Source organism: Mesorhizobium sp. WSM4906, from assembly GCF_029674625.1.
In the GTDB taxonomy this organism is placed as follows: Bacteria; Pseudomonadota; Alphaproteobacteria; order Rhizobiales; family Rhizobiaceae; genus Mesorhizobium.
In genome coordinates, this window is sequence record NZ_CP121355.1 from 1,777,653 (window position 1) to 1,796,048 (window position 18,396).

Annotated in this window: 23 protein-coding genes and 1 pseudogene; 12 read left to right on the forward strand and 12 right to left on the reverse strand. The window is 63.9% G+C overall.

Annotated features, from left to right (window positions below; translation table 11 throughout):
• The first annotated feature begins 25 nt into the window (after positions 1–25).
• A complete protein-coding gene (locus QAZ22_RS08360; protein WP_278206191.1) occupies positions 26–919 on the forward strand; it encodes a LysR family transcriptional regulator in 894 nt (297 codons plus the stop codon).
• A gap of 31 nt (positions 920–950) precedes the next feature.
• Here the strand turns inward: QAZ22_RS08360 and QAZ22_RS08365 are convergent, their stop codons facing one another.
• The gene (locus QAZ22_RS08365) at positions 951–1,868 is read right to left on the reverse strand and encodes a polyprenyl synthetase family protein (protein WP_278206193.1); all 918 of its coding nucleotides are present in this window, start codon (positions 1,866–1,868) and stop codon (positions 951–953) included.
• A 128-nt stretch (positions 1,869–1,996) separates the two neighbouring features.
• Between QAZ22_RS08365 and QAZ22_RS08370 the strand changes: the two genes are divergently transcribed.
• The 3 genes from QAZ22_RS08370 to QAZ22_RS08380 all read left to right on the forward strand — a co-directional run bounded on the left by QAZ22_RS08370 (position 1,997) and on the right by QAZ22_RS08380 (position 3,694).
• Positions 1,997–2,704, forward strand: coding sequence for a transglycosylase domain-containing protein (locus tag QAZ22_RS08370; protein ID WP_278207798.1), 708 nt, complete (start codon positions 1,997–1,999; stop codon positions 2,702–2,704).
• Between the two features lie 170 nt (positions 2,705–2,874).
• Positions 2,875–3,057 (forward strand): 50S ribosomal protein L32, encoded by a 183-nt coding sequence (gene rpmF / locus QAZ22_RS08375; protein ID WP_006203806.1) that lies wholly within the window; start codon positions 2,875–2,877, stop codon positions 3,055–3,057.
• Positions 3,058–3,292: 235 nt separating this feature from the next.
• Positions 3,293–3,694 carry a hypothetical protein gene (locus QAZ22_RS08380; RefSeq protein ID WP_278206200.1) on the forward strand — a complete coding sequence of 134 codons (402 nt, stop codon included), beginning with the start codon at positions 3,293–3,295 and terminating at the stop codon, positions 3,692–3,694.
• A 255-nt stretch (positions 3,695–3,949) separates the two neighbouring features.
• On the opposite strand, the gene QAZ22_RS08385 is transcribed toward QAZ22_RS08380, so the two are convergent.
• Positions 3,950–4,468 carry a helix-turn-helix domain-containing protein gene (locus QAZ22_RS08385; RefSeq protein ID WP_278206201.1) on the reverse strand — a complete coding sequence of 173 codons (519 nt, stop codon included), beginning with the start codon at positions 4,466–4,468 and terminating at the stop codon, positions 3,950–3,952.
• Between the two features lie 97 nt (positions 4,469–4,565).
• Here QAZ22_RS08385 and QAZ22_RS08390 point away from each other — a divergent pair, with 97 nt between their 5' ends.
• The 4 genes from QAZ22_RS08390 to QAZ22_RS08405 all read left to right on the forward strand — a co-directional run bounded on the left by QAZ22_RS08390 (position 4,566) and on the right by QAZ22_RS08405 (position 7,095).
• Entirely contained in the window at positions 4,566–5,429 is an 864-nt protein-coding gene (locus tag QAZ22_RS08390) for an alpha/beta hydrolase (protein ID WP_278206203.1), read from the forward strand.
• Between the two features lie 176 nt (positions 5,430–5,605).
• Positions 5,606–6,277 carry a glutathione S-transferase family protein gene (locus QAZ22_RS08395; protein WP_278206205.1) on the forward strand — a complete coding sequence of 224 codons (672 nt, stop codon included), beginning with the start codon at positions 5,606–5,608 and terminating at the stop codon, positions 6,275–6,277.
• A 6-nt stretch (positions 6,278–6,283) separates the two neighbouring features.
• Positions 6,284–6,619, forward strand: coding sequence for a metalloregulator ArsR/SmtB family transcription factor (locus QAZ22_RS08400; RefSeq protein ID WP_278206206.1), 336 nt, complete (start codon positions 6,284–6,286; stop codon positions 6,617–6,619).
• 11 nt (positions 6,620–6,630) lie between these two features.
• Positions 6,631–7,095 (forward strand): SRPBCC family protein, encoded by a 465-nt coding sequence (locus tag QAZ22_RS08405; RefSeq protein ID WP_278206207.1) that lies wholly within the window; start codon positions 6,631–6,633, stop codon positions 7,093–7,095.
• Between the two features lie 122 nt (positions 7,096–7,217).
• On the opposite strand, the gene QAZ22_RS08410 is transcribed toward QAZ22_RS08405, so the two are convergent.
• From QAZ22_RS08410 to QAZ22_RS08420, 3 genes are all read right to left on the reverse strand, one after another.
• Complete coding sequence (locus QAZ22_RS08410) at positions 7,218–7,505, reverse strand: metalloregulator ArsR/SmtB family transcription factor (protein ID WP_278076308.1); 288 nt, start codon at positions 7,503–7,505, stop codon at positions 7,218–7,220.
• A 31-nt stretch (positions 7,506–7,536) separates the two neighbouring features.
• A complete protein-coding gene (locus QAZ22_RS08415) occupies positions 7,537–8,784 on the reverse strand; it encodes an MFS transporter (RefSeq protein ID WP_278206208.1) in 1,248 nt (415 codons plus the stop codon).
• An 84-nt stretch (positions 8,785–8,868) separates the two neighbouring features.
• A complete protein-coding gene (locus tag QAZ22_RS08420) occupies positions 8,869–9,063 on the reverse strand; it encodes a DUF1192 domain-containing protein (RefSeq protein ID WP_278206210.1) in 195 nt (64 codons plus the stop codon).
• 169 nt (positions 9,064–9,232) lie between these two features.
• Here QAZ22_RS08420 and QAZ22_RS08425 point away from each other — a divergent pair, with 169 nt between their 5' ends.
• The 3 genes from QAZ22_RS08425 to QAZ22_RS08435 all read left to right on the forward strand — a co-directional run bounded on the left by QAZ22_RS08425 (position 9,233) and on the right by QAZ22_RS08435 (position 11,721).
• Positions 9,233–10,243 carry an NAD(P)H-quinone oxidoreductase gene (locus tag QAZ22_RS08425; protein WP_278206212.1) on the forward strand — a complete coding sequence of 337 codons (1,011 nt, stop codon included), beginning with the start codon at positions 9,233–9,235 and terminating at the stop codon, positions 10,241–10,243.
• Between the two features lie 197 nt (positions 10,244–10,440).
• A complete protein-coding gene (locus tag QAZ22_RS08430; protein WP_082044546.1) occupies positions 10,441–10,581 on the forward strand; it encodes a DUF1127 domain-containing protein in 141 nt (46 codons plus the stop codon).
• A 444-nt stretch (positions 10,582–11,025) separates the two neighbouring features.
• On the forward strand, positions 11,026–11,721 hold the full coding sequence (locus QAZ22_RS08435) for a DUF1013 domain-containing protein (RefSeq protein ID WP_278206213.1): 696 nt from the start codon (positions 11,026–11,028) through the stop codon (positions 11,719–11,721).
• A 165-nt stretch (positions 11,722–11,886) separates the two neighbouring features.
• On the opposite strand, the gene QAZ22_RS08440 is transcribed toward QAZ22_RS08435, so the two are convergent.
• Positions 11,887–12,606 (reverse strand): YafY family protein, encoded by a 720-nt coding sequence (locus QAZ22_RS08440; protein WP_278206214.1) that lies wholly within the window; start codon positions 12,604–12,606, stop codon positions 11,887–11,889.
• 222 nt (positions 12,607–12,828) lie between these two features.
• Positions 12,829–12,993, reverse strand: a complete 165-nt coding sequence (locus QAZ22_RS08445) for a hypothetical protein (RefSeq protein ID WP_278076315.1) — start codon at positions 12,991–12,993, stop codon at positions 12,829–12,831.
• 201 nt (positions 12,994–13,194) lie between these two features.
• Between QAZ22_RS08445 and QAZ22_RS08450 the strand changes: the two genes are divergently transcribed.
• Entirely contained in the window at positions 13,195–13,356 is a 162-nt protein-coding gene (locus tag QAZ22_RS08450; protein ID WP_082953665.1) for a hypothetical protein, read from the forward strand.
• A gap of 69 nt (positions 13,357–13,425) precedes the next feature.
• Here the strand turns inward: QAZ22_RS08450 and QAZ22_RS08455 are convergent.
• The 5 genes and pseudogenes from QAZ22_RS08455 to QAZ22_RS08475 all read right to left on the reverse strand — a co-directional run.
• Positions 13,426–13,590 (reverse strand): annotated as a pseudogene (locus tag QAZ22_RS08455) (DUF899 family protein); the annotation flags it as partial.
• Positions 13,563–13,742 (reverse strand): DUF899 family protein, encoded by a 180-nt coding sequence (locus QAZ22_RS08460; RefSeq protein ID WP_347566948.1) that lies wholly within the window; start codon positions 13,740–13,742, stop codon positions 13,563–13,565. The pseudogene QAZ22_RS08455 and the gene QAZ22_RS08460, both read right to left, overlap by 28 nt.
• Positions 13,743–13,986: 244 nt before the next feature.
• Positions 13,987–15,012: a class I fructose-bisphosphate aldolase gene (locus QAZ22_RS08465; RefSeq protein ID WP_278206217.1), complete on the reverse strand. Its 1,026-nt coding sequence runs from the start codon at positions 15,010–15,012 to the stop codon at positions 13,987–13,989.
• A 175-nt stretch (positions 15,013–15,187) separates the two neighbouring features.
• Positions 15,188–16,384: a phosphoglycerate kinase gene (locus QAZ22_RS08470; protein ID WP_278206219.1), complete on the reverse strand. Its 1,197-nt coding sequence runs from the start codon at positions 16,382–16,384 to the stop codon at positions 15,188–15,190.
• Positions 16,385–16,488: 104 nt separating this feature from the next.
• A complete protein-coding gene (locus QAZ22_RS08475; RefSeq protein ID WP_278206221.1) occupies positions 16,489–18,378 on the reverse strand; it encodes a potassium/proton antiporter in 1,890 nt (629 codons plus the stop codon).
• Positions 18,379–18,396: the final 18 nt, after the last annotated feature.

An 18,396-nucleotide genomic window follows, 5' to 3' on the forward strand; every position in this document is an offset into this window, starting at 1 on the left:
ATTCGGATGGAGCGAACAATTGGCGATGGATCGATTGGACAGGATGAGGCTGTTCGTCCGCGTGGTGGAGCGGCGCAATTTCACCGCGGCCGCAGCCGATCTCGGCCTGCCGCGCTCGACCGCGACCGAAGCGATCCAGCAACTGGAGGAGCATCTGGGGACAAGGCTGCTGGACCGAACCACGCGCCATGTCGCCACGACGCTCGACGGGCAGGCCTATTACGAGCGCTGCCTGTCGATCCTGGGCGAGGTGGAAGATGCCGAGGCCGGGTTCCGCAGCGCCGAGCCGCGCGGCCTTTTGCGCATCGATGCGCATCCGCTGCTCACGCAGCGCTTCCTGCTGCCGGAACTCCCGGCCTTCATGGAGCGCTATCCCGGCATCGATCTGCATATCGGCCAGGGCGACCGGCTGGTCGACCTGGTGCGCGAAGGGGTCGACTGTGTCATTCGCGCCGGTGAACCGCAGGACAGCGGCATGATCATGCGGCGGCTGGCGATGATTAGCGAAATCACCTGCGCCAGCCCGAGCTATCTGAAGCGGCATGGGATGCCGGCCTTACCGGAAGCGCTGGACGGCCATCAGGCCGTCGGGTTCGTCTCCTCGCGCACGGGCGAGGTCCTGCCGCTGGAGTTCACGATCGGCTCAACGGTGCGTCAGGTCACGTTACCCGGCCGGGTGCGTGTGAACAATTCCGACACCGCCGTCGGGCTGGCGCGCCTCGGTTTTGGGCTTCTGCAAGCGCCACGCTACCGGCTGGAAAAGGATCTCATGGATGGGACGCTGGTCGAGGTTCTTGGGGATTTTCCACCCACCCCGACGCCGCTCTCGGCGCTTTATCCGCAGAACCGCCAGCTCGCGCCGCGACTGCGTGTGTTCCTGGAATGGGCGTCGCGCATTTTCGCCAAGGCAAAACTGTGAAACCGGTTCGGCTCGGCTAATACCCACGCCTTCAGTTATTGCGCGTCGCGACAAATGTCGCCGCCGCCTTCAGCAACGCTGCCCGCTCTCCATAAGGCTCGAGCAGCGCGTGCGCCTGGTCGATCAGGCCGTGGAGCTGCTCGCGCGCCCAGTCGGGGCCGTGCAGCGCGGCGAGCGTCGCCTTGCCGGCGGCGGCGTCCTTTTTCGTCGCCTTGCCCATCTGCTTTGCGTCGGCCGTGAGGTCGAGCAGGTCATCGGCGAGCTGGAAGGCAAGGCCGATGGCCGAGCCGAATTCCGCCAGTCTTTCGCGATCGGCGGCGGGCGCGCCGGCGACGATGGCGCCGGCCTCGCAGGCGAAGCGGATCAGCGCGCCGGTCTTCATCGCCTGCAGCCTGATGATGCCGGCCTCGTCCGGCCGCTTGCGCTCGGCCTCGAGGTCGAGCGTCTGGCCGCCGACCATGCCGCCGGCTCCCGCGGCGCGGGCGAGCGCCAATACGAGCACCGTCCGGCGCTCGGCCGGCAGCACGGTCGCCTGATCGGCGATGATGTCGAAAGCCAGCGTCAGCAGCGCATCGCCGGCAAGGATCGCGGTCGCCTCGTCAAAGGCCTTGTGCACGGTCGGCTGGCCGCGGCGCAAATCATCGTCGTCCATGGCCGGCAAATCGTCATGGATCAGCGAATAGCAATGCACGCATTCCAGCGCTGCCGCGACGCGCAGCGCCGCTTCATCATCTGCTGAAAAGAGCGCCGCACTTTCCATGACCAGAAAAGGGCGGAGCCGCTTGCCTCCGTTGAGCGCGCCATGGCGCATCGCCGCCATCAGGCGTTCCGGCCGGGCGATTTCGCCGGAAAGCAGGGGTGCATCGAGGATTTGCCGCAGCAGGTCCTCGCTTGCTGCGGCGCGCGCAAAAAGCGCGGTTTCGAAGGCCGTCTGGTCGTCTTTCATCATGGCCGGGACCGGTAGCCGACACTCAGACATTGCGCAAGAAGCCTGGCACCTTTATGCCGTTGAGCGCGTGGCACGGGTGGGGCGGCTTGACGGAACCGATCGTCGAACATGAAAGCGAAGGGCTGGACATGGCGCGACCGCGGCGCCTGAATCGCGCCGGTCTCAAGCGCCTTGGCCGGCGCTGCCTGATCACGGCGATCGTGCTGGCGGCTATCCCGGTCGTGCTTACCTTCCTCTATCTGCCGCCCTTCGTGCATCCCGTCTCGACGCTGATGCTGAAGGATCTCGCGACCTTCTCCGGCTACGACCGGCGCTGGGTGTCGATCGACGACGTAGCGCCGGTGATGGCGCATTCGGTGATCATGTCGGAGGATGGGCAGTTCTGTTTCCATCGCGGCGTCGATCTCGGCGAGTTGCGCGGCGTGGTCGACGATGCGCTTGCCGGCGAGGCGACGCGCGGCGCCTCCACCATCACCATGCAGACGGTGAAGAACCTGTTTTTGTGGTCGCGGCCGCTGGGCAGCGTGCGCAAGGTGGTCGAACTGCCCCTGGCCGTCTATTTCGACGCGGTGATGTCGAAGCGGCGCATCATGGAGATCTATCTCAACATCGCCGAATGGGGCCCGGGCATCTACGGCATCGAGGCCGCCGCGCAGCATCATTTCGGCGTCTCGGCCAGGCAATTGTCGCGCCGGCAGGCGGCACTGCTTGCCGTCACCTTGCCCAACCCGATCGCGCGCAATCCGGCCAGGCCCGGCCCGGGTTTGAGGCGACTCGCCAATCTGATCGAACGGCGAGCCGGCAGGTCGGGAGCGTATGTGGGCTGCTTGGATTGACGCGGACGGGGATTGACGCGGACGGGCGCCGGCTCAAAAAAATTCGCGGGCAGTGCTGGCCAAAACGGCGCAACGCGTGTATAGGCACCCGACTTTCTCAGATTATGGCCTCGATGCGGCCCTTTCGCGAGGGTTGCCGGGGAATTTTGACCATGTAGTGGAGCATATCCATGGCCGTTCCAAAAAGAAAAACCTCTCCGTCGAAGCGCGGCATGCGCCGCTCGGCCGACGCCCTCAAGGCCCCGACCTATGTCGAGGACAAGAATTCCGGCGAAATGCGCCGCCCGCATCATATCGACCTGAAGACCGGCATGTATCGCGGCCGCCAGGTGCTGGAGCCGAAGGAAAGCTGAGAAGTTACCACGGTTTGTGATTTTCAAAGACCGGCCAATGGCCGGTCTTTTTGATTTGGCATCAGCGACTACAGAGCCTTCGGGCGAGATCGTGCGTGTTGGCCAAAAGCAGAGGACAACCGGCTGACATCGTTATTTCATTAGGTCTTACAGCGTGTTCGCCCGGTTGCCGAAAAATCTTGACGGCATGCCTGCCGCGGATTTTACAAAAGGGTGCCTCATTGGAGACGCCCAGATGTTCGGTGCCATCCCGCTGCTGATCGTGCCCTTCGTCCTCTACAATCTCGGACTGCTCGGGTTGTTCGGCGGCGGCGACGATCCATGGATGACCGAGATGTTCTCGTTCCACATGATGTCGGGCGGCGTCTTCTCGATGACGCTCGGCGATCTGATGTTGCTTATCGGGCTGATCTTCCTGTTCATCGAGATCTCGAAATCGGTGCGCACCACCAATGCATCGATCCTGGATCATCTTTTGTCGACGCTGGTCTTCATCGCCTTCCTGATCGAGTTCCTGCTGGTGAAGGGCGCGGCGCATTCGGTGTTCTTCACGCTGACGATCATAGCGCTGTTCGATGTACTGGCAGGCTTCTCGGTGTCGATGCGGTCGGCCAGCCGGGATATCAATTTGAACTGAAGACATAGAATTTCTGATCGCATGACTTCGCGATTGGCGCAGCACATTGATCGCGTCGTCATTCTACGGCGGAGCAAGGAGCGAAGCGACGCGCGCAGACCGTAGAATCCATTCCGTGACTTCGAAGCGTTGCCGCGGTGCAGAATTCTGCTCCGCTGCATTGCCTGGCCAAGGTAACGGCATGGATTCCAGGGTCTCCGCGACGGAGCTTCGCTCCTGCTTCGCCCTGGAATGACGAAGTTTCTTCGCCCCGCCTCAGCCTGCCACCGCTTCAGCCTTCCGCGCGACCACTGCTTCGTACGCGGCCTGCAGCTGTTGGCGCACGGTCGGGGTGCCAGGCGGCGTCTTTGCCGGCGCGCCGAGATGTTCGTGGCGAAGCTCGTCCATGAACTGCTCCCATAGCGGCGGGCCGCCCTTTTCGAGAAGCTCGGCGCGGATCGAAAGCTCCTCGCTGACCGGAAGCCAAACGCGCCCCCAGGCGCCGAGATGCGCCATGATCGGCACCAGCGTGATCGCCATCTCGGTCAGGCTGTAGATCGCCTTCTGCTTGTGACTGGGATCGTCGGCCTTGGTCAGCAGGCCGAGCTCCATCAGCCGTTTCAGCCGGTCGGCCAGGATGTTGGAGGCGATGCCTTCCAGCGATCCGTTGAGCAATTCGCGGAAATGGCGCCTGCCGCCGAAGATCATGTCGCGCAGGATGATCAGGCTCCAACGGTCGCCAAAAACCTCGAGCGACAGATTGATCGGGCAGCCGGACCGGTGGTCGATGCTCATGACAGTCTCCAAAAAACCAGTTGCATTATGATATCGGTGTGATTATCGTGCAACTGATTGCAAAATGCAATCGGATTGGAATGCAGAGGAGAGAAGAATGACCGCTTTGCCTCGTCCTGAAATCGTCTCGGAGACCTTTGGCAATCCGGCCGATCCGGCGATCCTTCTGATCATGGGCGCCATGGCCTCGATGCTCTGGTGGCCGGAAGCCTTCTGCCGGCAGCTCGCCGAACGCGGCCGCTTCGTCATCCGCTACGACAATCGCGACACCGGCCGGTCAACCAAATACAAGCCTGGCCAGCCGCCCTATGCGTTCGAGGACATGGTGGACGACGCCATCCGCGTGCTCGACGACCAGAAGGTCCGCAAGGCGCATGTCGTCGGCATGTCGATGGGCGGCATGATCGCGCAGATCGTGGCGCTGAAATATCCCGAGCGTGTCGGCGCGCTCACCGTGATCTCCAGCTCTCCGCTCGGCGTCGATACCTCCGGTTTGCCGGGGACGAGCCAGGCCTACAAGGAGCATTCCGCCGAAGGCGCCGATGTCGACTGGTCGAACCGGGATCGGGTGCTCGACTACATGGTCGAGGACGCGCGGGCGCTTGGCAGCACTCTGCATCCGTTCGACGAGAAACGTACGCGGGCGATGATCGAGGAAGACTACGACCGTTCCGGCGGTCTCGGCAGCGCGAGCAACCACTTCCTGCTGAAGGCCGGCGGGCAGGAGCGACGGATAAACGACCTGACGGTGCCGCTGCTCGTCATCCACGGCGCCACCGATCCGATCTTCCCGATCGAGCATGGCGAGGCGCTTGTCGACGCGGTTCCCGGCGCCAGGCTGGTGCGGATCGAAGGCGGCGGCCACGAATTGCACCGCAACGACTGGCCGCAGATCGTCGAAGCCATCGCAACGCATCGCCAGAGCGTTTCACCGTTTCACGGAAACGCCGAACCGCTCTAACTCTTTGTTTTGACGCAATTCCGGACGGAAGGCTACGGCGAAGTCGCCGAGCCCAACCGTTTCACACTTTTCCTGGAATTGCTCTGGCCGGCAGGGCAGCCTTGACTCTGGCGGGCCATGAAAATAGTTAAGTGATCACTTCAGTATTACCTCGACGCCCGACGACAGGAGAAAAAATGTCCCTGACGCTGCATTTCCATCCGCTCGCTTCCTTCTGCTGGAAGCCGCTGATCGCGTTCTACGAGAACGGCACGCCCTTCACGCCGGTGATCGTCGATCTCGGTGACGAGCAATCGCGCGCGGCCTTCCTGAAGGTTTCGCCAACGGGCAAGATGCCGGCTCTGCGCGACGACGCGCGGGACCGCACGGTGTTGGAATCGACCATCGTCATCGAATATCTCGCCGTCCACTATCCCGGGCCGGTCGAGCTCATCCCCGCCGACATCGACCTCGCCATCAAGGTCCGCCAGGCCGACCGCTTCTACGACTTCTACGTGCAGGAGCCGATGCAGAAGATCGTCGGCGACCGGCTGCGGCCAAAGGACAAGACCGATCCATTCGGGGTCGAGCAGGCGCGCGAGCAGCTGCGCAATTCCTACGCCATCATCGAAGAGGAGATAAGAGCGAAGGAGATGCAGGGAAAGACTTGGGCGGTCGGCGAGACCTTCAGCATGGCGGACTGCGCGGCCTCGCCGGCGCTGTTCTACGCCAACAAGGTCGAGCCGTTCGGCGACAAATTCCCCGCCGTGAAGCGCTATCACGACCGCCTGCTCGAGCGCCCGAGCTTCGTCCGCGTGATCGAGGAAGCGCAGCCCTATTTCAAGCTCTTCCCCTATAACAACGGCTAACCGGCGATGCTGCACGATCCCGCCCAGCTCGACCTGATGTTCCAGGCGCTCGCGGATCCTGCGCGGCGCCAGATGGTGGACCGTCTATCGCGTGGGCCGGCCTCGGTCAGTCAGCTGGCCGAACCGCTGGCGATGTCGCTGTCGGCCGTCGTCCAACATCTCAACGTTCTCGAGGCGAGCGGCCTGGTGAGCACCGAGAAGCTTGGCCGGGTGCGCACCTGCCGGATCGAGCCGAAGGCGCTACGGGCCGCCGAGCACTGGATCAACGAGCGGCGGCTCGCCTGGGAACGCCGGCTCGACCGGCTCGGCGATTTTCTCGCTGAAACCAAAGACCAAAACTGAGGAACGCCGTCATGACCGAACGATCCGTCGTCCATTCCACCTTCGTCATCGAGCGCTTCTACCCGGCGGCGCCCGAAAGGGTCTATTTCGCGCTGAGCGATCCGGCGGCCAAGAAGCGTTGGTTCTTCGATCCCGACAATCCGATGCCGAGCCGGCATGAAATGGACTTTCGCGTCGGCGGCAGGGAGGTGAATGCCGGTTGCCCGAGCGACGGGCAGATGCATTTCTTCAATGCCGTCTATCAGGACATCGTGCCCAACCGGCGCATCGTCTACAGTTATGAACTGTTGTTCGGCGAAACCCGGGTCTCGGTTTCGCTTGCGACGATCGAGCTTGTCGCGGAAGGCAAGGGCACGCGACTTGTCCTGACTGAGCAAGGGGCCTTCTTCGACGGCATCGATACGCCCTCCACACGCGAGCATGGGACGGGCGAGCTGCTCGACGCGCTTGGCGCGGCGCTGGCCGAGGGAATCTAGAGCATTTCACCGTTTCACGGAAACGCCGAACCGCTCTAACTCTTTGTTTTGCGCAATTCCGGGTGGAAAACCGCTCACACTTTTCCTCGAATTGCTCTAAGGGATCGGGACGGAAGGAGCGGTTAGCTGCCGGGCGTGCCGATCTCCTCGACATTCCAGAACTGATCGAGCCAGATGTTGAGTCGGAGGAAGCCGGCGGTGCTGACGGCGTAGACCCGCCTGGTGCCCTCCGCCTTGGCGTTGACCAAGCCGGCGTCGAGCAGGACTTTCAGGTGCTGGGAAACGGCCGGGCGCGAGACGGGCAACCCGGCTGCCAATTCGTTCACTGTCTTGGGACCGCGGCGGAGCTCTTCCAAGAGATAACGCCGGTTAGGATCGGCTATCGCCACGAAGGCGTCGGAAAACATCATGCCTTATTTGTGAGGCAAAGTTCTCCAAATCTCAACTATCGGTTTCAACCTTTCTGCGCGGATCGAGCCGCAAGGCTTCCGGCGTGACGGCACGGTCGGCCGGCTGCGTCTTGAAGGCGTCGCGGTTTTCGATCGGAACCGGCGCGCGAGCGCGGATGCGCAGCAGCGTGTAACCGGCAAGGCAGAGATGGGCGAGCGCGGTTGCAAGGAAGAGCGCTTCGGGGCGCAGCCAGCCCATCAAGGCGGCCGCAAGCAACGGTCCGATCATGGTGCCGAAGCCATAGAGCAGAAGCAGGCCGCCGGAAACCTTGACGAAATCCTCCGCCCGCGCGTGGTCGTTGGCGTGCGCGACGGCGATCGAATAGAGCGTGTAGGCGAAGGCGCCGTAGGCGGCGGTCAGCACGATGACGAAGACCCCCGCATGCGGCTCGATCAGGAAGATCAGCACCGCGACGAGCGCCGCGCCGAAGGCAGCGCCGGCAAGCACGAAACGGCGGTCGGTCGTGTCGGACAGCCGTCCCGCGGGAAGCTGCATGGCAGCACCCGCAACGACCACGAGGCTCATCATCAGCGCGATCTCGGCGGTGGAGATGCCGATGCGGGCGCCATAGACGGCGCCGAGCGTGCCCCAGGCGCCATTGGCGATGCCGATCAGAAGGCAGGCCACCGCCGAAACCGGCGAATTTGCATAGAGGCCTTTGACGTCGAGCTTGACGTCCTGCAGCGGCTTCGGATGCGACTGCGTCGACACCGCAGTCGGAATGAGCGACAGGCAGAACAGGATGCCGGTGATCATGAACAGCGAGGCTGATCTCACGTCGCCGCCGGCGACGATCATCTGGCCGCCCATGATCGAGGCATAGGTGACCATCATATAGAGGCCGAAGACGGTGCCGCGGTTCTCGTTGGTGGCCTTCTCGTTGAGCCAGCTTTCGATGACCATGAAGGCGCCGGCCATGGTGAAGCCGGTGAAGGCGCGCAGCAGGATCCAGAAATATTCGTCAATGATGAGGCCGGTGAGCAGCGCGATGATCGCACCGGAGGCGGCGAAGGCGCCGAACGCCCTGACATGGCCGGCGCGGCGCACGAGGCGCGGCGCGAAGAAGCAGCCGGTGACGAAACCGCCGGCCCAGGCTGTGCCCATCAGGCCGAGCGAGGCGGTCGAGAACCCCTCGACCTGGCCGCGCAGCGGCAAAAGCAGGCCATGCAGGCCGGACGCCGCCAGCAGGAATGCGGTGCCGCGCAGCAGCGAGAGGATCGGTCGGTAGGTTGCGAACATGGGCTGATCCGGCTGGAGATTTCAGAGCGCAGCTCTGGCAGTCGCTTTCAGGCTTTTCCGGGGCGAGCGGCCACGCAGCCGGGATTATCCGCGGCGAAACAATGCCTCGGCGGCGGATTTGGTGGCGCCCTTGGCTGCCCGTTCGGCTTCCAATCTGGCGATCTCCTCGCGCAGCAGGGCAATGCGCGAGGACAACTCGTCGACGGACAGCAACGAGAGATCCTGGCCGATCTCGTGCGGGCGCGGCTTCTTCCTGGGTTCGTCGTCGAAGATCGCCATCGTCGCTCCTCCCTCGCTTGGCCATTTGCCTGATTTGGCAATCAGCATACATAGCGCAGGGGCGCCGATGCAAACGACCGGCTAGAGTAGTTTTTGAGTTGTGCATCGTGCTTCTCCGAAAATCGATTCCGATTTTCGGGCCGATGCGGCAACAAGGAGACGGGATACCATGGCAAGCGGACAGAAGATTCCGGCAAAGATGACGGCCGTCGCGATCTCGCAGCCCGGCGGTCCCAGGGTGCTGAAGCCGGAGACGCGCGACGTGCCCGCGCCCGGCCCCGGCGAGATCCTCATTCGCGTGCGCGCCGCCGGCGTCAACCGGCCGGACGTGCAGCAACGCAAGGGCGCCTATCCACCGCCGCCGGGCGCCTCGGACCTGCCGGGCCTCGAGGCGGCCGGTGAAGTCGCGGCGCTCGGCGACGAAATATCGCGCTGGCGCATCGGCGACCGGGTCTGCGCGCTGACACCGGGCGGCGGCTATGCCGAATATGTCAAGGTCCATGCCGGCAGCGTGCTGCCGATCCCGGCCGGCTTCACCTATTCCGAGGCCGCCGCCGTGCCGGAGAACTATTTCACCGTCTGGCACAATGTGTTCGAGCGCGGAGGGTTGAAGAAAGGCGAGACGCTGCTCGTCCATGGCGGCTCGTCCGGCATCGGCACCACCGCCATACAGCTGGCCTCGGCGTTCGGCGCCTATGTCGTGACCACTGCCGGCAGCAAGGAAAAATGCGACGCCTGCCTGAAGCTCGGCGCCGACCGGGCGATCAATTACCGCGAGCAGGACTTCGTCGCCGAGGTCAAGGACGCAACCGGCGGCAAAGGCGCCGACGTCATCCTCGACATGGTGGGCGGCGACTATGTGGTGCGCAACTACGATGCGGCGGCGATCGAAGGACGCATCGTCCAGATCGCCGTGCAGGCCGGCGCCGTCGCAAGCGCCGACTTCGCAAAGCTCATGGTCAAGCGCCTTGTCCATACCGGTTCGACGCTCAGGCCCCGCACCGTCGAGTTCAAGGCGGGCATCGCGACTGCTCTCGAGGCTCAGGTCTGGCCGCTGCTCGGCACCCGCAAGGTCGCTCCGGTCATGGACATGATCTTCCCGCTGACGGAAGCCTGGCGAGCGCATGAGCGCATGGAAGAGGGCGAGCATATCGGAAAGATCGTGCTCGACGTCGGCTAGGCTCGAGTCGACATTCAGTGAGGCCGGCCTGACCTGAATCTCGATCCATCCTGCATCGCTGGCGACAGGTTCAACAATGCTTAATGCTGCATTGCACAAAATGCATTGCCGCCATGCAAAAGCGTCCGTTCAATTCGTAGGCAAGGGTGCCTATTTACGCGGCATCGAAACAATTGATCCACGAATGGAGGACTGAAATGAACCCGATCCGCGCTTTCCGCAACTGGCGCCTTTACAACGAGACCGTGCGTGAGCTGAACCGCCTCAACGCCCGTCAGCTGAACGACCTCGGCATCAACCGCGCCGACATCGAGAAGATCGCCCGCCAGGCTCTTTGATTTCAAGCGCGACCCGGCCGCAAGGCCGGACCGCGGCCTCGAAGCCAGAGCCGTCGCAGACGCTTGCTCGTCTCCGGTTCCGAACCCGCTGGACCCTGTCCAGCGGGTTTTGTCTTTTGGAACCTACAGCGCGTCGCAATCTTTCAGATTCGCTCCCTGCGCTTTAGGTTTTTGATTCACGCATGTCTTTATCCCGAAACTGGTTCCCACTTTCGGGAGACATGCTTTGGTTCCTGATTTTACGCATGTCGTTCCCCCAAAACCGCTGCGCACCATCGGGTCAAGCCCGTGGGCATGCTTTTGGGCGACTTGCATTGGGCCGATCCTCCCAAAAACATTGCGAAATCGTGACGGAGCGTTTATACAGGCCGCGAATTTCCCATTTTGGTGGCTGTAAAACCACCGCCCGCGCGGGAACGCGGGCGAACGAGAAGGATTTTTGATATGGCCAATACGCTGCTGATGCCCAAGGCGACCGCCGTCTGGCTGGTCGACAATACCGCGCTCTCCTTCGAGCAGATCGCGCAGTTCTGCGGCCTGCATCCGCTGGAGGTCAAGGCGATCGCGGACGGCGAGTCGGCGCAGGGCATCAAGGGCATGGACCCGATCATGACCGGCCAGCTCACCCGCGACGAGATCGCGCGCGGCGAGAAGGACCCGAACCACCGGCTGAAACTGTCCGATCCCAAGGTGCGGGTGCCGGAATCGAAGCGCAAGGGTCCGCGCTACACGCCGTTGTCGAAGCGTCAAGATCGGCCGAACGCCATCCTGTGGCTGGTGCGCAACCATCCCGAGCTCAAGGACGCACAGATCGCGCGGCTGGTCGGCACCACCAAGTCGACGATCGAGCAGATCCGCGAGCGCCGGCACTGGAACTCGGCCAACCTGCAGCCGATGGACCCGGTGACGCTGGGCCTCACCTCGCAGATCGACCTCGACATGGAAGTCAACCGCGCCTCGCGCGGTCGCGAGCAGGCACAGCCGGTCGCCGGCGACACGCTGCTGCCGGCCGCGCTGACCGAAAGGCTGACGCCCGCTCCGGAGAAGCCGAAGGACGAGGATCAGGAACTGGACGCCAACGCCGTCTTCGCCAAGCTTTCGGCGCTGAAGTCGAAGGACAAGAAAGAAGACGAGGAGTAGGCGCGCTTTCCCTTCTCTCCTTGTGGGAGAAGGTCGCCGGAGGCGACGGATGAGGGGTGTTCCAGGGAACGCCGACGCCTCATTCCGTCCAACACACCCCTCATCCGTCTCGGCGCTACGCGCCGATCCACCTTCCCCCACAAGGGGGAAGGAGAGGTGCGGGCTTCAGCTCCGCGCCGCACGGTCGGGCGCCATGCCGTAGTCCTCGCTGCGCTCCACGGCGCGATAGAAGTCGGCGAGCTGCTTGCCGCGCTCCGGCTTGTAGATACGGCCGGCAATCACCACCGAAGCGATGCGGTCGATGCGGAAGGCGCGAAAATCGTCGCGCATCTCGCACCAGGCGACCAGGGTCCACACCTTGCCCCAGAACCACAGGCCGAGGGGCCGGATGTCGCGCGCCGTGCCGCGACCGGCTTCGTCCGAATAATCGATGGTCAGCACCTGGCGCTTCTCGATGGCGCGCTCGATCAAGTCGATCGCTTCGCGCGCGGCATCGCTCACCACCCACATCGGCGTGTGGATCTCGGTGCGGGCGATGCGGTCCTTCTCTGTGTCGGGCAGCACGGCGCCGATCTTGACCAGCGCCTCGTCGGCCGCCCTTGCCATCGCCGCGCCGCCGAAGGCACGCACCATGCGGGCGCCGGCAACCAGCGCCACGATCTCGTCACGCGTGAACATCAGCGGCGGAAGGTCGAAGCCCTCTCTCATCATGTAGCCGACACCCGCCTCGCCGTCGATCGGTACGCCGGTCGACTGCAAGTCGGCTATGTCGCGATAGATGGTCCGCTCGGAAACCTCGAGCCATGTGCCGAGCTTCTGCGCCGTGACCAACCGGCCACCGCGCAAATGCTGGACGATTTGAAAAAGCCTGTCGGCGCGGCGCATCGTTTAACCCCTTGGTTTCGGTTCTATGCATGCCGCGGTTCCAAAACCGGTACCCGCAGGTTCGAGGCAGCTTCAATAACGCAAACATCCTGACAACATACTGTCAGGAGGCTGCGATGAAACCAACCGCGAACAGCGGCGTCCGTCCTGAAACCCAGCGTCTCAATCAACATTACAGCTAGGCGCCGCACAGCCGCTGTCCAAGTCGTGCGCCAAGAATTTTCAGTTCTTGCGCACGCGACCATCGTAGAGGTCCGGCCAACCGATGTCCTTGCGGATATCCGCCGGCAAAGTGTTCAGGAAACGCTGGGTGCGGATCTCGTTCCGCACGGTGCGGATCTTGCCGACATAGTTCTGCATGCTGCGCAGGATGGTAAAACCGTTCATGACCAGGCTCCTCTTTTTCGATGAGAAGAGTATCTCACACCCCTGCTGACAGCAGTCTGTCAGGAGCTTGGCAGGTTGCCGGAGCCGGCGCCGGAAAGATCGGCGCGGCCTTGGGCAACCGGCTGTTTGTCAGGAGAGTGCGGCTGGCCGAAGCGCCAAGAACCGCTTTGACAGCCGCCGGCGATACTGGTCAAAGGCGGCATGACAAAACTTCTCGCTCTTGTCATCATCGGCATCATGCTGATCCAGATCATCAAGCCGCTCGGCTGGCCGGGGCTGAAGCGCCGCAGCGATTTCTGGAAGCTGGCGCTGCTTGCCATGGCCGCGATCTCGCTGGCGGCCGTGCTTGGGCACTGGGCCTGAGGTCTGTCGATATCGGTCGCGGGCGGCTTGCGTATGATGGCCTCCTTCACTTGCGGGAAATGAAGCCCGTCACTCGCAACAGTCCGGCCGGTCCTTGCCCTCGGCCTGATATTCGTCGTGCAGGCGCACCCAGTCCATCAGGCCGTGATAGGGTCCGTTCTCGTTGCGGCCCTTCGGCGTCATGTCGAGATAATGATAGGCGCCGATCAGAGGGTCGCCGCCGCGGGCGCGCGACGCCGCTCGGCGGCGACGCAGTCGCGAAACCGCGTCAGCTCCTTCTCGCGCTCGAGGTGCCTTCTGTGCGCCTCGAACCAGTCGTCTCGCGAAACCACGGCATTGCGATGCATGACCATCTCCTGTCCTCTCCTGCCAAGGACGTTCGACATGGGCGCGACCCGACATCGCCGCCGCTGTTTCGATGCATCAGGTAGGAATGCGGCCGACAAAAAACAAAACCCGGCCTAAAGCGCGTCGCGCCGGAACGGCCTCAGGCGACGCGCTTTAGGTTACTTGTCTTGATGCATGTCATTCGCCCAAAACCGCTGCGCACTCTCGGGGTCAAGCCCGTGGGCATGCTTTTGGGCGACATGCAATAGGCCCGGGTTTTCAGCGCTTTTGGGGAACCAGGTATCAGGCGGCTTTCTCCAACGCCGGCCGCCATTTCCCGAGCGCGGCCAGATGGTTCATATGGGCACGATGGATGAAGGCGGCCTGGCCGGCGGCGACGTTCGACGCCCTGCCGCTCCAGGCCTTCTGCGCGGCCGCCTGCAGGGCGCGGCCATAGGAGAAGGAGAGCTTCCACGGATGCGGGCCGATGACGTTGATGGCGTTGAGGTTGGCCGTCGCTTCCTCGTCGTCTTGGCCGCCGGAAAGGAAGGCAATGCCCGGCACCGCCACGGGCACGGTTTCGCGGAACAGCTTTATCGTCTTCTCGGCAACCTGCTCGGGACTGTCCTTCTGGCCCGATTTCTTGCCGGAGATGACCATATTCGGCTTGAGGATGGTGCCTTCCAGTACCACGCGCGCGGCATACAGCTCGCCATAGAGCTTCAGCAAAGTCGCCTTGCTCACCTCGTAGCAGGTGTCGATCGAGTGGGCGCCGTCCATCAGCACTTCCGGCTCGACGATCGGCACGATGCCGGCCTCCTGGCAGAGCGCCGCATAGCGGGCAAGCGCGTGCGCGTTGGAGCCGATCGAGGTGGCCGAAGGCACTTCCTTGGCGATATCGATGTCGATCACCGCGCGCCATTTGGCGAAACGGGCGCCGAGCTTGTAGTAGTCCGCCAGCCGCTCGCGCAGGCCGTCGAGACCCTCGGTGATGGTGTCGCCGGGAAAGCCTGCGAGAGGCTTGGCGCCCAAATCGACCTTGATGCCCGGGATGGCGCCGGAGGCCTTGATGATGTCGACCAGCGGCGTGCCGTCGGCAGCCTTCTGGCGAATGGTCTCGTCATAGAGAATGACGCCGGAGATGTACTTGGTCATCGCCTCCTTGGCGCGGAACATCATTTCGCGATAGTCGCGCCGGCTGTCGGCGGTCGATTCGACGCCGATGACGTCGAAACGCTTCTTGATGGTGCCGGAGCTCTCATCGGCGGCCAAAAGGCCCTTGCCATCGGCCACGATCGCGGCGGCAATGTCTTCGAGACGTTCGCTCATGGTGCTCTCCTTGACGGTTGTATTCCGCGCCTAGCAGAACACTACCGCCAAAGGAATGACGCCGGAAAGCTCGAATCGATTGAAAGTCTTTGAGACGCGCACGGCTCGCCGACTGTTGATCGTGTGATGGCTCCGGCCGGATTTCTGCAACGCCAAGCCGCCTGGCGGCAGACGCTCAGCGCTTCAGCACCTCGACGCCGGGCAGCGGCTTGCCTTCCATCCACTCCAGAAAGGCGCCGCCGGCGGTCGAGACATAGGTGAAGTCGTCGGCGACGCCGGCATGGTTGAGCGCGGCCACCGTATCGCCGCCACCGGCGACCGAAACCAGCTTGCCTTCCTTGGTGCGGGCTGCCGCGTGCTTTGCAGCCGCGACCGTGGCGCGGTCGAAGGGCTCGATCTCGAAGGCGCCGAGCGGACCGTTCCACACAAGCGTCGCGGCGCGGTCGATCCAGTCGGTGACGGTCTTCACCGTCTTCTCGCCGACATCGAGGATCATGCCGTCGGCCGGTACGGCCTCGATGGCGACGGTTTCGCTCGCAGCACCGGCCTTGAACTCCCTCGCGACGACGCCGTCGGCGGGCAGGATGATGGCGCAGCCGGCTTCGGCCGCCTCGATCATGATCTGCTTGGCGGTGGAGGCCAAGTCATGCTCGCACAGCGATTTGCCGACATCGGTGCCGCGCGCGGCAAGGAAGGTGTTGGCCATGCCGCCGCCGATGACCAGCGCATCGACCTTCCTCACCAGGTTCATCAGAAGATCGATCTTGGTCGAGACCTTGGCGCCGCCGACGATGGCCACCACCGGCCGCACCGGATCGCCGAGGCCCTTTTCCAGCGCATCGAGCTCGGCCTGCATGGTGCGGCCGGCATAAGCCGGCAGCCGGTGCGCCAGGCCCTCGGTCGACGCGTGCGCGCGGTGCGCGGCGGAAAAGGCGTCGTTGACATAGATGTCGCCATTGGCGGCGAGCTTTTCCGTGAAGGCCGGCTCGTTCTTCTCCTCGGCCTTGTAGAAGCGGGTGTTCTCCAGAAGCAGGACGTCGCCGTCCTTCATGGCGGCAACGGCGCCTGCCGCCTTGTCGCCGATGCAATCGGCGGCGAAGCCGACCGGACGGCCGAGCACGTCAGCGGTGGCGCGGGCGATCGGCTCCAGCGAGAATTCGGCCGACGGACCGTCTTTCGGACGGCCGAAATGCGCAAGCAGGATGACCTTGGCGCCCTTGCCGGAAAGCTCGGAAATCGTCGGCGCGATGCGCTCGATGCGCGTGGCATCTGTCACCTTGCCGTCGGCAACAGGCACGTTGAGGTCGACGCGCACCAGGACGCGCTTGCCGCTGACGGCATCGATATCGTCGAGTGTCTTGAAGCCGGCCATGGTCGTTCCCTTTTAGCGAAAAACGCGGCGACCTTACCCGGCGCCGGGGACGATGCAAGGGCCGCGTTGAAGCGCGCGCGCAAAAATGATGTCGTTGTGTGACGTCATCCTTCGGTCGCGGCTTTTTGCGCCGCGGGCTCGGACGCCGCCGTTTCGCCTGGTTCGCTTTCGTCGGCTTGCGTTTGAGCGGGCTTGCGCCAGTTGCGGATGAAGGCGACGACGCGGTCGGCGATCTCGCCGGCGCTGAGGAAGACCGGCACACGCGCCACCGGCGCGGTCGGCTCGAAGGACAGGCCGAGCCCGGTGATCCTGCCCTTTTCGTCGACGTCGCGCACGATCAGCTCGATCGGGCCGATCATCACCCGATCGGCATATTCGGCGTGGCCGCCGAGCCGCTCGGTGACCAGCGCCGCGACCGTGAGTTTCTGTTCGGCCTCGGTGAGGCCCGGCGCATAGGCGGCCTCCAGCTCTCCCGCCGGGCGGGCCGGATCGACGGCGAAGGCGCCGAAGAAATCGGCATCCTCCGGGTCGACCACGGCACGGCTGGCGAAGAGCTTGTCGAGCAGGCGCGGATAGCGGTCCGGCACGAAGATGTAGACCTGGTCGCCAGCGGTCAGCCTGCCCATGTCCTGGAAACGCATCGAGCGGCCGTCGCGCAGCACCAGCGAGGGCCTCGCCCAGCGCGGGATGCGCTCGCCACGTGCCACCGGACTGCCCGGTGCCACGCGATAGGCGAGCAGCTCGTGATGCGCTGAGCCCGGCAACTCGAGCTCGACCTTGTCGAGCGGCCCGAGCCGCGCAGGGACGATGAGGCCCAGGCGGCGTGCCAGCGGGCCGACGGTCCAGCCTTGCACCACCAGCGACACCAGGACGATGATGAAGGCGACGTTGAAGATCAGCCGGCCGTTGGCGAGGCCGCCGAGCAGCGGTGTGATGGCAAGCAGGATCGAGACGGCGCCGCGCAGGCCGACCCAGGAGACGAAGGCGACTTCGGGACGCGGCAGGCGGAACGGGATCAGGCAGAGCCAGACGGCTAAAGGCCGGGCCACGAAGATCAGGAACAGGCCGAGCATGACCGCCGGCACCAGGATCGCCGGAAATTGCGAGGGCGTGGCAAACAGGCCGAGGATCAGGAACATGATGATTTGCGCCAGCCACGACATGCCGTCCTGGAAGCGCTTGAGGATGGTGACTGCGCGGATGTCTGAATTGCCGGCGACGAGGCCTGCGAGATAGACGGCCAAGAAGCCCGAGCCGCCGACGGCGCCAGCGGCCGCGAACACCATCAGCGAGAGCGTCAGCACGAAGATCGGCAGCAGGCCGTGGTCGAGGTTCAGCCGCTCGACGAGACGAACGATGCCAAGGCCGCCGAGCACGCCGATGACGGCGCCAAGTCCCATATTGATGAGGAAGCCGATTGCCAAATTGGTGGCGAGAACGTTCGCCTCCGGGTTGGCGTGCGCGGCGATGATCTCGACCAAAGTGATGGTCAGGAAAATGGCGATCGGGTCGTTGGTGCCGGATTCGACCTCGAGCGTCGAACGAACGCGCTCGCGCAGATGGATCTCGCCGGCACGCAGCAGGAAGAACACCGCCGCCGCGTCGGTCGAGGCGACGGCGGCGCCGAGCAGCGAGGATTCCAGCCAGCTGAGGTTCAGCAGATAAAAGGCGGCGACGCCGAAAATGCCCGTGGTCAGAACGACGCCGACGGTGGCCAGCGACAGCGCCGGTCCGGCTGCCTGGCGCAAGGCGTTGAGCGGCGTGCCGAAACCGGAATCGAACAGAATGATCGCCAGCGCAAGTGAGCCGGCAAAATAAGCCAGCCGCGCATTGTCGAATTCGATGCCGAGGCCGTCGACACCGGTGACGAGGCCGATGCAAAGGAAGAGGAGCAGCAGAGGTGCGCCGAAGCGGAAGGCGATCAGGCTCGAAAAGGCGGCGGCGACAACAAGCGCTGTGCCGACCAGCGTCACGAGATAGATCGCATGCTCCATCCGGAATTGCCCCTCAAA